Below are 12,012 nucleotides of genomic sequence, written 5' to 3'. Positions count from 1 at the left end.
TATGCGTTGAACTCGCCAAATTTTCTGCGATCTAACCTTTCGGTTAGGTTGTAGTGATGGGTGCGGAAGTGCCGCGATCACATCAATCCCGCACTCTTGAAGCTGACATATTTCCCGCCCTTGCCGATGATGACATGGTCATGGATGACCACGCCCAGGGCCGTGGCGGCGGTGACGATCTGTTTCGTCATGTCCAGGTCGGCGCGGCTGGGCGTGGGGTCGCCGCTGGGATGGTTATGGACCAGGATCACCGCACTGGCGCCCAGTTCCAGGGCGCGGCGCACTACCTCACGCGGGTAGACGGGGGTATGGTCGATGGTGCCGCGTTGCTGCACCTCGTCGCCGATCAGGGTGTTCTTGCGGTCCAGGAACAGCAGGCGGAACTGTTCCACCGGTTCATGCGCCATGGCGCCGGCGCAGTAATCAAGCAGCTTCTGCCAGGATGACAGGATGGTCTGGCCCATCACCTGTTGTTTGGCCATGCGCAGGCCGATGGCGCCGACCACCCTGATATGGGCGATGCGCAGATCGGAGAAGCCGAAGCGCTGGCGCAGGCTCTCGGGTGTCGCCTGGGTGACGGCCCACAGGCTGCCATAGGCGGCCAGCAGCTCCTTGGCCAGGGGCTTCACATCCTTCTGCGGGATGCATTGGAACAGCAGCAGTTCCAGCAGTTCATAATCCAGCAGCGCATCGGGACCGGCCGCCAGGAAACGATTGCGCAGCCGGTCGCGGTGGCCGTGGTAATGCGGTTTCTCCTCCTCCGCCGCTTCCTCCGCCGGCGTCGGCGCCGGTTCCGGTTTGGGGGGCGGGGAAGGGCGGGGGCGGCCCGCCACCAGGGAGGCCAGCAGATCATCGTCTGGCGGCAGGGTTCCCGCCGCCGCCTCATCCAGCCGGGCCGTCTTCACCGTCCGCTTCACCGCCATCGCGATACATCCGTGATGTGCATGACCATATCAAGCCACTCTCCTACAAGTGTAGCAGCGGGCGGCGATGGATGCCAGACGGGAAGCGGAATGGAGTCTTACGCGTAGGGAGGCTTCGTGTAACCGGCGGGCGACAGGGTGAATATCTCGAACCCTTCGCTGGTGACGCCGATGGAATGTTCGAACTGGGCCGACAGGCTCTTGTCCCTGGTCACGGCGGTCCAGCCGTCGGACAGGACCTTCACCTCGTACCGGCCGGCATTGATCATCGGCTCGATGGTGAAGAACATGCCTTCCTCCAGCACGGCACCCCGGCCCTTCTGGCCGTAATGCAGCACCGACGGCGCGTCATGGAAGACGCGGCCCAGGCCATGACCGCAGAAGTCGCGGACGACGGAGAAGCGGAAGCTTTCGGCATAGGACTGGATGGCGTGGCCGATATCGCCCAGCGTTGCCCCCGGCTTCACCACCGAGATGCCGCGCATCAGCGCCTCGTACGTCACATCGACCAGACGCCGCGCCTTCAGCCCGACATCGCCCACCAGATACATGCGGGACGTATCGCCGAACCAGCCATCGACGATGACGGTGACGTCGATATTGGCGATGTCGCCGGCGACCAGACGCTTGGGGCCGGGAATGCCGTGGCAGACGACATGGTTGATGGAGATGCAGCTGGCCTTGGTATAGCCCTTGTACCCGACGGTGGCCGATGTGCCGCCATTGGCCTCCACATAGGCCAGGATCTTATCATCGATCTCCTCCGTCACCGCACCGGGAACCACGAAGGGCGTGATGTAATCAAGCGTGGCGGCGGCCAGACGGCCGGCCCGGCGCATGCCTTCGAAATCCTCGGGCTTGTGCAGCTTGATGGAACGCTTGTCTTCGTAATCGTCGGCGAATTCGGCCTGGGTCATCGGGGGTCGGTACTTTCGAAGCGGAAACCGGAATCTCAAGCCCGGTACTTTACACGATGCCCGGGGCGGGCCGCAAACCCGCCGTCCCAATGCCTGGGCTGGTTGTGTCGCATGGCCGGGGCCGGCCCATCCCCTTGCCATGGCGGCATTGCGTGCCCACCCCCTGCCAAGGTGCGCACGGATGGGTTATAAGGCCCCATCATGAATGAAGACGACCTGATCCTTCCGCCGCCGCCGGCCCCCCCGCCCCCTTGCGCCACCTGCGGCAAGCCCGACGATCTGTGCCTGTGTGCCGAGCTGGTGCCGGAACGCACGCGTCTGCAATTGCTGGTCCTGATGCATCCGCAGGAACAGGATGTGGAGCTGGGCACCGCCCGGCTGCTGGCCGGACAGATCGAAAACAGCGTCGTCAAGATCGGCCTGTCCTGGCCGTCACTGTCCAAGGCCCTGGGCCGGCAGGTGGAGGCCAAGCGCTGGGGCGTGCTGTTCATGGGAGCCAAGGACGAGGTGGCCAAGGTGCCGCGTGGTGGCATCGCCGTGTTCGGGCGCAAGGATGTGGCGCCCGACAGCGACCTGATCCTGTCCGACCTTGAAGGCATCGTCCTGATCGACGGTACCTGGGCCCAGGCCAAGACCCTGTGGTGGCGCAATGCCTGGATGCTGAAGCTGCGCCGCATCGTCATCCATCCGGATTTCCGCTCCGCCTATGGCAATGTCCGCAAGGAACCGCGCAAGGAAAGCGTCTCCACGCTGGAAGCCGGGGCCTTCGTCTATGGCAAGCTGGAAGGCGATCCGGCTTTGCAGGACCGTCTGCTGAAGCCGTTCGACGAACTGCTGTCACGCTGGCGCAAGCGCAAGCGGCGGCCGGTGAAGGCGGGGGCGGCACCGATCGAGTGATTCAGTTCGGCCCGAAGAATTTATAGGCCAGGCCGACTGCCGCGAAGATCGCCAGCCAGATGGCGATCTTCGGCAGCAGCCCTTCGCGCGGTATTGCCCCGGCGCGGCCGCGCAGCACCAGGATCAGCACCAGCACGGACGAGATGAGGGCCAGGATTTGGTTCTCTGTCATTTTCCGCATGTGGGGTGGGTGCCTGACCGCCGCAAGGGGCAGGCCAGCGGGTTGGCATACCGGTTGCTTTTCATCCCGCACCCTTCCCCGCAATGACGGGGTGTCCGGGACAAAGGCATGCGAGAAACCGCCGGACGCCAAGGGAAACCGCTTCTCCTCCGCTGCTCGGGTGCCGGCAAAGCCTGCCCAGCGGCATAGGCAGATATTGCCTAGCGTTGGGAAGGAATGACCCATGGATATCCAGGCATTACTGGCCGCCCGCACCCGCTGGCAACCGGCATCGGCGGTCTCCGGCAGTTCCAAGAGCACGGGTACATCGGCCACCGGGACGCAAGATATCGGCACCGGCGGCGAGATCGGCTTCCACGGCGCACCCACCGGCAAGAGCATGGATGTCGGCGGCCTGACCGCCACCAACCACAGCCTGGTGGAAAGTGCCACCACCGCGCAGGAGGAACCGCCGACCGCGGCGGAGGTGGAAACCGCCCGCCGCCAGGTGGGACACCAGTTGCAGATGGCGCTGGCCATCGCCGGCATCCAGGCCAGCCCGCCGATCAAGTTCAAGCTGAACGACCAGGGCCAGCCGGAAGTGGCGGGCGACGACCCCCGTGCCGCCCAGGTGCAGCAGGTGCTGGATGGCGATCAGGGGCTGAAGGACAGTCTGACCGATCTGATCGGCGATGCGCAGCAGGTGGAGCAGGGGGCGGCCAAGGCCGGCTGGATGCGGCAGGTCAATGGCGGCGTGTCGCAGAAGGATGCCGACCACAACCTGAAGAACGCCATGAACCAGATCGGCAAGGCCAACGGCTTCACCCTGGACGGGGATGAGCTGACGCTGGACTGCACCGGCATGGGCGACCGGCTGATGCAGGCCGATGGCGCCCCGCCCACCGACGATGAACGCATGTGGCGGGAGACCATGCGCCTGACCGACCGGATGACGCCCACCGGCGTGACTGGTGCCGCCGCCGCGGCCCGGGCGGAGGAAGAGGCGGCCAAGGATGGGCCGTCCGCGATGGGCCTGCGCTTCGGCGGGCCCAAGCCCGACCTGAAGGATGGCAGCAGCGCATCGGAGACGGTAAAGGCGGCGTGATGCCGCCTTGTGCCAGCGGTGCCCTTTACCCCTCGCGCCAGCGGTTCAGGTGCGTTTCGATCGTCTGCACCAGGCCGTCGGCGTTGCGGGCTCGGATCATGGCGATCATTTCGCCATGGTCGCGGTTGGACCGCTGGATGGAGGAGGTGGCCCGCCAGCCGCGCACGCCGGGAAGGCCGCGATGGCGCAGCGCCTTGATCTCTTCCATCAGCACGCGGTTGCCGCAGATGGCGTAGAGCCGGTCATGGAATTTGGCGTTCAGACTGCGCAGCAGGGGAAGGTCGGCGTCGGCCATGTTGGCCTCGAACTCCGCCACCAGCGCGTCCAGTTCGACCAGATCCTCTTCCGTCGCGCGCTCCACCACGCGGCGGGCGGCGGCGACCTCCAGCACGGTGCGCGCCTCGATCAGTTCCTCGCGGTCCTGCTGCGACAGGCTGGCGACACGGTAGCCGCGGTTGGGCACATGTTCCAGCAGCTGCCGCGTCTTCAGGTCCAGCAGGGCCATTCTGACATCGAAACGATGTGCTTCGTAATTCGTTTCGATATCGGTTTGTTTCAGCCATTCACCGGGCCGGAACACGCCGCCCAGCAGGTCGGCTTCAAGCCGGCTGACGAGACTGCCGGCACCATCGGCCTTTTCCTTGGTCATTGCCATGATCGGGTGGTAGCCAATTTATTATCCAATTTCTGCTCAACATATTAGCAGACGCTCCTCTTGTCGCAAAGGACTGGTTGCATCAGGGGGCGGGCTGTACCGGTATCCGGGCGAGACCGGCGATCAGTGCGTCGGGCATCTGTCCGTCGGCGATCGCCTTTTGCAGCGCTGCCTCCTTGGCCTTCTGTGCCGGCAGGCGGTCGGCCAGTTTGCCCAGGCTTTCCACGGGGATGACCACGATCCCATCCGCGTCGCCGGCCACCAGATCGCCGGGCCGCACCGTCAGGCCCAACAGCATGACAGGTAGGTTGACCCGGCCCGGCGAGGGATCGAAGGGAGAGGCGGGGTGGCTGCCGGCGGCCAGCACCGGCATGGACAGTTCCGCGATCTCTGCCCGGTCGCGCAACAGCCCGTCGGTGATGATGGCGGCCACTCCGCGCGCCTGGGCGATGGCGGCGAAGACGGCGCCGAATTCCGCGCAATCGCGCCGCCCGTCACTGGCGATGACCAGCACGTCGCCGGGCTGCACGCTCTCCAGCGCCCTCCATTGCGCCAGGCTGCCGGCTTCCACGGTGACGGCCGGGCCGATGAAGGGCGCACGGGGGGCGACCATGGCCAGCGGATGGCCCGCCGCCCGCACATCGCGGGTCACGTCGGCCAGGACGGAGCTGGGCACATCGCGCAGATCCCGCCACAGGGCGGGGTCGGGGCGTGTGGGGGCGGGACCAAGATGCAGAAGGCCACTCATGCTGATTTCTCCAGAAAATCCGTCAGTTCGGCGAAATAGGCATCCGGCTCCTCATAGAAGGGCATGTGGGAGCTGTGGTCGAAGATGCGGATGCGGCTGTTCGGCAGGGCCATGTGCATGCGCAGGCTGCAGGCCGGCGTCAGCTCGTCATATTTGCCGGCCAGGACCAGACAGGGAACCTTGATGGCACCCATGGCGGGCACGCGGTTCCAGTCCTTCATGTTGCCGGTATAGGTGAACTCGTTCGGGCCCTGCATGGCGACATAGGGCGCCATGTTCCATTGCGCCAGCGACGCGGTCAGCGGCTCCGGCCAGTGTTTCAGGCGGCAGACATGGCGGTGGTTCAGCAGCGTGACCGCCGCCTGATATTCCGGATGATCCAGGGTTCCCGCCGCCTCATGCGCTACCATCATGGTCACGGTTTCCGATCCCAGGGCCAGGCGCAGGCGGTTCAGTTCCCCCACCAGATGCGGGATGTCGCAGGCGCCGTCGGCGATGATGTAGCTGCGCACATTGTCCGGGTGGGTCAGGCAATATTCGGTGCCGAGCCAGGTGCCCCAGGAATGGCCCAGGAAATCCACCGGCCCCAGGTCCAGGGCGCGACGGACCTGTTCGGCCTCCCCCACATAGCGCTCCAGGGTCCAGAGGCCGGGATCGTCGGGCCGATCACTGGCCCCGCAGCCCAGCTGGTCCCAGCCGACGATGCGGTAGCCCTGGGGCACCAGCCGCAGATGCGGATCGCGCAGATAGAGATTGGGCAAGCCCGGTCCGCCATTGGCAAGGAGCAGGGTGCGGTCACCCTCGCCATGGATATAGGCCACGACATCATGGCCCTCGCGCAGGGTGATGCGTCTGGTGATGGTCTGCATGGGCTCAGGCCTCGATCCGGAAGGGGCGGTTGGTGACGGGCGAGGGGATGGCGGCGTGGAAGGCCTCGACCTCGCCCAGGTCGAGATTGGCCGACAGCACCCCGACCTCGTCGCCCAGGCGGCCCAGGACGCGGCCCCAGGGATCGATGATCAGGCTTTGCCCATGGGATCGGCGGCCGGCGTAATTGTCGCCGCACTGGGCCGGGGCCAGGATGAAGCACCCCGTCTCGATGGCGCGGGCGCGCAGCAGCACCTCCCAATGCAGCGGGCCGGTCATGGAGCTGAAGGCGGCGGGCACGGTGATGATCTGCGCCCCGTTCTGCGCCAGGGCGCGGTGCAGATGCGGGAAGCGCACGTCGTAGCAGATGGCCATGCCGATGCGCGCCCCGTCCGGTCCGTCGGCGACCACGGCGCGGCCGCCATGGCGATAGAAATCGCTCTCCCGGAAGCGGGAGCCGTCGGGCAGGTCGACATCGAACAGATGGATCTTGTCATAGCGGGCCGTGATGGCCCCGTCCGGCCCGATCAGGGTGGAACGGTTGGCCATGCGCCCATCATCCAGTTTCACCGATACCGACCCGGCCAGCAGCCAGAGGGACAGTTCCTTGGCCAGTTTAGACAGCAGGATCAGGGCCGGATGCACCGGTTCCGGCAGTGCATAGTCGCTGAGGGCCGCGAAGGACGGGGTCAGATAATCGAACGCCTCGGCCAGGCAGACCAGCTTCGCTCCACCCGCCGCCGCCTGCCGGATCAGCGGCGTGACGGCGGCCAGATTGTGCTGGGGATCGGAGGTCGCGGTGCTTTGCACCAGCGCGACGGGGAGGGACATTACGGCGCTCCATTTTGGCTGAAATCTGCACAGCCAAAATTGGCTACCATTTGGGATGTGTCAACTGTCTTGATGAAGCGGCCGTAGGTCAGGTCGAGCCGCAGGCGAGCCCTGACGAACGACAGTGCCGGAAATGTCAGGGCTCAGGCTTCGCCTTCGACCTGACCTACGGAACAGACAATTCCAGATGTCCATCCTCTCCCGCCGCCCGGGAGCAGCAGGCGGTCATGCGGCCGGCGGCGTAGTCTTCGGCGTCGAGGATGCTGTCGCGATGGTCGATGGCGCCGGATCGCACCGTCACCACGCATTGCCCGCACAGGCCGCGCCGGCAGGAATGGGGAATGGCGATGCCTTCGGCCAGCAGCCTTTCCAGCAGGCTTTCCCCGGCGGGGACGGCGATGCGCCTGTCGCCCAGGCCGATGGTGAAACCGGGACCGGTCGGGGTGGCGGGGGCGAAAGCCTCCCAATGCAGCTGGTCGGGCGGCCAGCCAAGGGCGCCTGCCTGATCCAGAGCCGCTTGCATGAAGCCGTCGGGTCCGCAGACATGCAGATGGGTGCCGGGGGGTTGGGTGCCGAGAAGGGCGGCGAGGTCCAGGCGGCCGGCGCTGGTGCTGTCATGCCAGCGGCAGAAGGGGCTCAGCGGCGTGGCGGCGATGGCGGCGGCCAGGGGGCGGGCCTCGCGGTCACGTGAACAGACCAGCAGCGTGAAGGATCGGCCCTGTTCCCACAGCGCCCAGGCCTTGGACAGAAGCGGGGTGACGCCGATCCCACCGGCCAGCAGCAGGACGGGGCCGGTGCCGCTATCCAGGGGGAAATGCGCGCGGGGGCGGCCGATGCGCAGGGGCATGCCCACGGCCAGATGGGTATGGACCCAGGAAGAGCCACCGCCGGAGACATCCGAGAGGCGGACGGCGATGCGCCAGGTGCGGCGCCGGCCCGGCCGGCCGCACAGGCTGTATTGCCGGACCAGCCCGTTGGGCAGATGCAGGTCGACATGGTCGCCCGGCCCGAAGCGGGGCAGAGGCAGGCCCCAGGGATGGCGCAGGTCGATGCGCAGGACGCCGGTGCCATCGGCGGCCAGGGCAGACACGCGCAGGGACAAGGGTCCGCGCCGCTTTGCCCAGAGCCAGCAGCCGGTGGCCAGGAACCCCGGCAGGGACAATCCCGCCAGCAGCATCAGGAACAGGCCGGCCGGGCCGAACAGGGCACCGGTATGCAGCGGATAGAGCAGGTCCATGAACCGGTCGGCAGGGGCGCGGTCGGCCGCGCGCCGGGTGCCCTGCAGGGTCCCGTCATAGCCGTCGAACCAGAGCTGTTCGTAATCCGGGCTGTCCGGGCGGCCCAGCATGACCATCACCACCCGCCCATGGCCGCCGGGCAGGCGGATGCTGCTGGCGGGGGCCGTGGGCACCATTGTTTCGGCCTTCTCCACGATCCGGGAGAGCGGCAGGAGTGGCGCGCCCTGGCGGTCGAAGACCAGGGGTGCGGGGCGCGGCGTGACGGGCAGGGCGCTGGTGACGCTGCTGTTCCAGGCCATGGCGATGCCGGTAAGGGCCAGCAGCAGCAACAGGGGCAGCAGATACAGGCCGGCGCTGCGATGCAGGTCGCGCCAGCGGCGCAGGGGTGCGCTGCCCAGGCCGGGAAGCCAGAGATGACGCCAGCCCTGGCGCCGGCCCGTGCGCAGCAGCAGCCAGAAACCGGTCAGGCAAAGGGAGAGCAGGGCGATGCCGATCCAGCCCACCGCCTGTTGACCGCCCGTGCCGGCCACCAGCCGGTAATGGAACTGGAACAGCCATTCCATCGGCCATTGCCGCAGCGGGGCCAGACGCAGCACACGCCCATCGGCGGCGGTGGCCATGAACGGCTCCCCGTCGCATGTCAGGTGGAACAGCAGAGTGTCCGACAGGTCGATGCGGATGAGGGTGCAGCCGGTGGCGCGGATGGCTTGGATATTGGCGTCCAGGGCCGGGACGCTGCCGGGTGCGAAGGCTTGCGCGTGCAGCAGGTGGTTGAGCGGCGTGCGGAACAGCAGCAATGTCCCGCCCAGCCCCTGGATGGTGATGAACAGGCCCAGGATCAGCCCGATCCAGCGGTGCCAGGCCTGAAGTCTCATGCGGCACCGGCCCGGCGGATCAGGTCGGTGGCGCCGGAAATGTCGGCCAGCCTTTCACCGGCCGCCAGCCGTGCCAGCACGATCTTCTCCCGTTCCTGCAGGCTGATGGCGTGTTCGGCCGCCGCTCGCGCCGCGTCCGGGGGCAAAACGATGGCGCCGCTTTCATCGGCCAGGATCAGGTCGCCGGGATTGATGGCCACACCACCGACGCTGACCGGCACATTCATGGCGCTGTCGAGTGCCAGGAACTTCGTGGTCAGGGATGAGGGGCCCCGGCACCAGACGGGCAGGCCGGCCTTGGTGATCTCCCCCAAATCGGTGGCCGGGCCGTCGATGATGATGCCGGCAATGCCGGCCAGCCGCGCGGCGTTGGTCGTCACCCCGCCCCAGCAGGCATGGCGCGTGTCGCCGCAACGGTCGATGACCAGTACATCGCCGGGCCGCGCGGAACTGACCGCGTGGTGCAGCAGGGTGCTGTCGGGACCGGGAATGCGCACCGTCACCGCCGGGCCGGCGATGCGCGCCCGGGGCAGGACCAGGCGGATGGCGGGATCGATGAACCCGTCATGGCGGAAATGGCCCAAAGTTGCCGTCTCCACCTGCAACAGCAGGTCGATCAGAGGGCCTGATGGCTGGTTGGGCATGGGATTGATGGTGAACATGGGTCTGGTCCTTTGCTGGCGTCTGATCCTTCAGCGCGATGCCGGTGGCGCCGATCCGGCGTGCCTCCGTCAGCAGCCAGGCCAGCGTCGTGGCGGCCTGGGCGATGGAGAGCCCGTGGGGCGGGCGGATGTTCGAAACACAGTTGCGCGCGCTATCCAGGCGGCCCGGACGCGGATCGAAGGTCAGGTAGGCGCCCAGGCTGTCGGCGGCCGATAGGCCCGGCCGTTCCCCGATCAGCATCAGGGCGAAACGCGCACCCATGGCGGCCGCCACCGGATCGCCCAGGGCCACGCGCGCCTGGGTCGCCAGCACCAGCGGGGCCAGGGACCAGCCGGGCAGCAGGTCGCGCAATGCCAACGCCAAGGCGGCACCATGGGATTGCGCTGCGCGGGCCGACAATCCGTCGCCGATGATGATCGACAGGTCGAAGGGGCCGGCGGGCAGGGTGCCCGCATCCTCTTCCCCCAATTGGCGGCCCAGGTCGGGGCGGCGCAGATAGGTGGCCCGGTCGGGCACCCGGCTGTGCACTGTCAGGACGGGCCAGTCGCCGGCCTGTGCCGCCACCTCATCGGCGTTCAATGGCGTCCAGACGGCATCGCGGGCGCGGGCATGGCCCAGGTCGAAATCCAGCAATGCCCTTGTGGGCAGGCCGTGGCCGGCCCGGCCCAGGCCGATTCGGGCCTGGGTGGCGGCGCGCAATCTGGCCAGCGGGTCGTCTGTGGGCGGTTGGTTCATGGCGTGATGAACCGCTGGTCGGCGATGGCGCGGGCCAGCGGCAAGGTGGCGATGTCCAGCGGGGCCACGCGGCCGCGCGCGTCCAGCATGCCCATCTGCGCCAGCCAGGCCTCGAACTCCGGGGCCGGCCGCGCATCCAGCACGTCGCGGACATAGAGCGCGTCATGGAAGGACGTGCTCTGGTAATTCAGCATGATGTCGTCGGCACCCGGCACGCCGATGACGAAGGCCACGCCCGCCACCCCCAGCAGGGTCAGCAGGTTGTCCATGTCGTTCTGGTCGGCCTCGGCATGGTTGGTGTAGCAGACATCAACCCCCATCGGCAGGCCCAGCAGCTTGCCGGTGAAATGATCCTCCAGGCCCGCGCGCAGGATCTGCCGTCCGTCATAGAGATATTCCGGGCCGATGAAGCCGACGACGGTATTGACCAGCAGCGGCTTGAACGCCCTGGCCACCGCCTGGGCACGGACCTCCAGGGTTTGCTGGTCCACGCCGTGATGGGTGCCGGATGAGAGCGCACTGCCCTGGCCTGTCTCGAAATACATGACATCATCGCCGATGCTGCCGCGTTTCAGCGACAGGGCCGCGTCCTGCGCCTCGCGCAATAGGGCAAGGTCGATGCCGAAACCCTGGTTCGCCCCTTCAGTGCCCGCGATGGACTGGAACACCAGATCGACGGGGGCACCGCGTTCGATGGCCTGCAGGGAGTTGGTGACATGGGTCAGCACGCAGCTTTGCGTGGGGATGGCATAGCGCAGGCGCAGATCGTCGATCAGGCGCAGCAGATTGATGGCGCCCACCACATTGTCGGTGGCGGGGTTGATGCCGATGACCGCATCGCCGCAGCCATGCAGCAACCCATCCAGGATGGAGGCGGCGATGCCCGCCGGATCGTCGGTCGGGTGGTTGGGTTGCAGCCGCACCGCCAGACGGCCGGGAAGGCCGATGGAACTGCGGAACCGGCTGACCACCCGCGCCTTGCGGGCCACGGCGACAAGGTCCTGGTTGCGCATCAGCTTGGACACGGCCGCCACCATCTCCGCCGTCAGGCCGGGGGAGAGCACCGACAATTCCTTGGCCCGCACCTTGTCATCCAGCAGCCAGTCGCGGAACTCCCCAACGGTCAGGCTGGACACAGGTTGAAAGGCCGCCTTGTCATGGCAGTCGATGATCAGGCGGGTGACCTCGTCCTGCTCATACGGCACCAGCGCCTCGGAGAGGAAGGTTTTCAACGGCAGGTCGGCCAGGATGTGGCGGGCGGCCACCCGCGCCTCGTCGCTCCCCGCCGCGATGCCGGCCAGTTGATCGCCCGAGCGCAGCGGCGTGGCCGCCGCCATCAGCGCCTTCAGGTCGGGGAAGGTGTGGCGGGTGCCCCTGAGGTCGATGCGCAACATGGCA

Annotated in this window: 13 protein-coding genes; 2 read left to right on the top strand and 11 right to left on the bottom strand. The window is 67.2% G+C overall.

Annotated elements, in window-relative coordinates; translation table 11 throughout:
• Positions 1-77 precede the first annotated feature (77 nt).
• Both radC and map read right to left on the bottom strand, forming a co-directional pair.
• Positions 78-923: a RadC family protein gene (radC, locus tag ACM9HJ_RS26035; RefSeq protein WP_416574710.1), complete on the bottom strand. Its 846-nt coding sequence runs from the start codon at positions 921-923 to the stop codon at positions 78-80.
• A 98-nt stretch (positions 924-1,021) separates the two neighbouring features.
• On the bottom strand, positions 1,022-1,840 hold the full coding sequence (map, locus tag ACM9HJ_RS26030; RefSeq protein ID WP_416574709.1) for a type I methionyl aminopeptidase: 819 nt from the start codon (positions 1,838-1,840) through the stop codon (positions 1,022-1,024).
• 201 nt (positions 1,841-2,041) lie between these two features.
• Between map and ACM9HJ_RS26025 the strand changes: the two genes are divergently transcribed.
• Complete coding sequence (locus tag ACM9HJ_RS26025) at positions 2,042-2,737, top strand: tRNA-uridine aminocarboxypropyltransferase (RefSeq protein ID WP_416574708.1); 696 nt, start codon at positions 2,042-2,044, stop codon at positions 2,735-2,737.
• Between the two features lies 1 nt (position 2,738).
• Here ACM9HJ_RS26025 and ACM9HJ_RS26020 read toward each other — a convergent pair whose 3' ends face one another.
• A complete protein-coding gene (locus ACM9HJ_RS26020) occupies positions 2,739-2,909 on the bottom strand; it encodes a hypothetical protein (RefSeq protein WP_416574707.1) in 171 nt (56 codons plus the stop codon).
• A 232-nt stretch (positions 2,910-3,141) separates the two neighbouring features.
• On the opposite strand from ACM9HJ_RS26020, the gene ACM9HJ_RS26015 reads away from it, so the two are divergent.
• On the top strand, positions 3,142-4,002 hold the full coding sequence (locus tag ACM9HJ_RS26015; protein ID WP_416574706.1) for a hypothetical protein: 861 nt from the start codon (positions 3,142-3,144) through the stop codon (positions 4,000-4,002).
• Positions 4,003-4,027: 25 nt separating this feature from the next.
• Here the strand turns inward: ACM9HJ_RS26015 and ACM9HJ_RS26010 are convergent, their stop codons facing one another.
• The 8 genes from ACM9HJ_RS26010 to ACM9HJ_RS25975 form a co-directional block, all read right to left on the bottom strand.
• Complete coding sequence (locus ACM9HJ_RS26010) at positions 4,028-4,657, bottom strand: GntR family transcriptional regulator (protein WP_416574705.1); 630 nt, start codon at positions 4,655-4,657, stop codon at positions 4,028-4,030.
• A gap of 82 nt (positions 4,658-4,739) precedes the next feature.
• Complete coding sequence (locus ACM9HJ_RS26005) at positions 4,740-5,405, bottom strand: RraA family protein (RefSeq protein WP_416574704.1); 666 nt, start codon at positions 5,403-5,405, stop codon at positions 4,740-4,742.
• Positions 5,402-6,274, bottom strand: a complete 873-nt coding sequence (locus tag ACM9HJ_RS26000) for a proline iminopeptidase-family hydrolase (RefSeq protein WP_416574703.1) — start codon at positions 6,272-6,274, stop codon at positions 5,402-5,404. Before ACM9HJ_RS26000 ends, ACM9HJ_RS26005 begins: the two co-directional genes overlap by 4 nt.
• A 4-nt stretch (positions 6,275-6,278) precedes the next feature.
• Complete coding sequence (locus tag ACM9HJ_RS25995) at positions 6,279-7,103, bottom strand: carbon-nitrogen hydrolase family protein (protein WP_416574702.1); 825 nt, start codon at positions 7,101-7,103, stop codon at positions 6,279-6,281.
• 166 nt (positions 7,104-7,269) lie between these two features.
• Positions 7,270-9,216, bottom strand: a complete 1,947-nt coding sequence (locus ACM9HJ_RS25990) for a PepSY domain-containing protein (protein WP_416574701.1) — start codon at positions 9,214-9,216, stop codon at positions 7,270-7,272.
• Complete coding sequence (locus ACM9HJ_RS25985) at positions 9,213-9,878, bottom strand: RraA family protein (protein ID WP_416574700.1); 666 nt, start codon at positions 9,876-9,878, stop codon at positions 9,213-9,215. The genes ACM9HJ_RS25990 and ACM9HJ_RS25985 overlap by 4 nt, the downstream gene beginning before the upstream one ends.
• Entirely contained in the window at positions 9,781-10,614 is an 834-nt protein-coding gene (gene eutC / locus ACM9HJ_RS25980; protein WP_416574699.1) for an ethanolamine ammonia-lyase subunit EutC, read from the bottom strand. Before eutC ends, ACM9HJ_RS25985 begins: the two co-directional genes overlap by 98 nt.
• On the bottom strand, positions 10,611-12,008 hold the full coding sequence (locus ACM9HJ_RS25975; protein WP_416574698.1) for an ethanolamine ammonia-lyase subunit EutB: 1,398 nt from the start codon (positions 12,006-12,008) through the stop codon (positions 10,611-10,613). The genes eutC and ACM9HJ_RS25975 overlap by 4 nt, the downstream gene beginning before the upstream one ends.
• Positions 12,009-12,012: the final 4 nt, after the last annotated feature.

Source organism: Niveispirillum sp. KHB5.9 (genome assembly GCF_048066115.1).
In the GTDB taxonomy this organism is placed as follows: domain Bacteria; phylum Pseudomonadota; class Alphaproteobacteria; order Azospirillales; family Azospirillaceae; genus Niveispirillum.
The sequence above is the reverse complement of the archived record's forward strand: the minus strand, read 5'-3'. Positions and strand labels throughout refer to the sequence as shown.

What these genes read in the sequence shown, in the direction of transcription:
- ACM9HJ_RS26015 (WP_416574706.1), top strand. Translation starts at nt 3,142, where the DNA reads ATGGATATCCAGGCATTACTGGCCGCCCGCACCCGCTGGCAACCGGCA.
- ACM9HJ_RS25995 (WP_416574702.1), bottom strand. Translation starts at nt 7,103, where the DNA reads ATGTCCCTCCCCGTCGCGCTGGTGCAAAGCACCGCGACCTCCGATCCC.
- ACM9HJ_RS26010 (WP_416574705.1), bottom strand. Translation starts at nt 4,657, where the DNA reads ATGGCAATGACCAAGGAAAAGGCCGATGGTGCCGGCAGTCTCGTCAGC.
- ACM9HJ_RS25990 (WP_416574701.1), bottom strand. Translation starts at nt 9,216, where the DNA reads ATGAGACTTCAGGCCTGGCACCGCTGGATCGGGCTGATCCTGGGCCTG.
- eutC (WP_416574699.1), bottom strand. Translation starts at nt 10,614, where the DNA reads ATGAACCAACCGCCCACAGACGACCCGCTGGCCAGATTGCGCGCCGCC.
- ACM9HJ_RS26025 (WP_416574708.1), top strand. Translation starts at nt 2,042, where the DNA reads ATGAATGAAGACGACCTGATCCTTCCGCCGCCGCCGGCCCCCCCGCCC.
- ACM9HJ_RS25985 (WP_416574700.1), bottom strand. Translation starts at nt 9,878, where the DNA reads ATGTTCACCATCAATCCCATGCCCAACCAGCCATCAGGCCCTCTGATC.
- map (WP_416574709.1), bottom strand. Translation starts at nt 1,840, where the DNA reads ATGACCCAGGCCGAATTCGCCGACGATTACGAAGACAAGCGTTCCATC.
- ACM9HJ_RS26000 (WP_416574703.1), bottom strand. Translation starts at nt 6,274, where the DNA reads ATGCAGACCATCACCAGACGCATCACCCTGCGCGAGGGCCATGATGTC.
- ACM9HJ_RS26005 (WP_416574704.1), bottom strand. Translation starts at nt 5,405, where the DNA reads ATGAGTGGCCTTCTGCATCTTGGTCCCGCCCCCACACGCCCCGACCCC.
- radC (WP_416574710.1), bottom strand. Translation starts at nt 923, where the DNA reads ATGGCGGTGAAGCGGACGGTGAAGACGGCCCGGCTGGATGAGGCGGCG.
- ACM9HJ_RS25975 (WP_416574698.1), bottom strand. Translation starts at nt 12,008, where the DNA reads ATGTTGCGCATCGACCTCAGGGGCACCCGCCACACCTTCCCCGACCTG.
- ACM9HJ_RS26020 (WP_416574707.1), bottom strand. Translation starts at nt 2,909, where the DNA reads ATGACAGAGAACCAAATCCTGGCCCTCATCTCGTCCGTGCTGGTGCTG.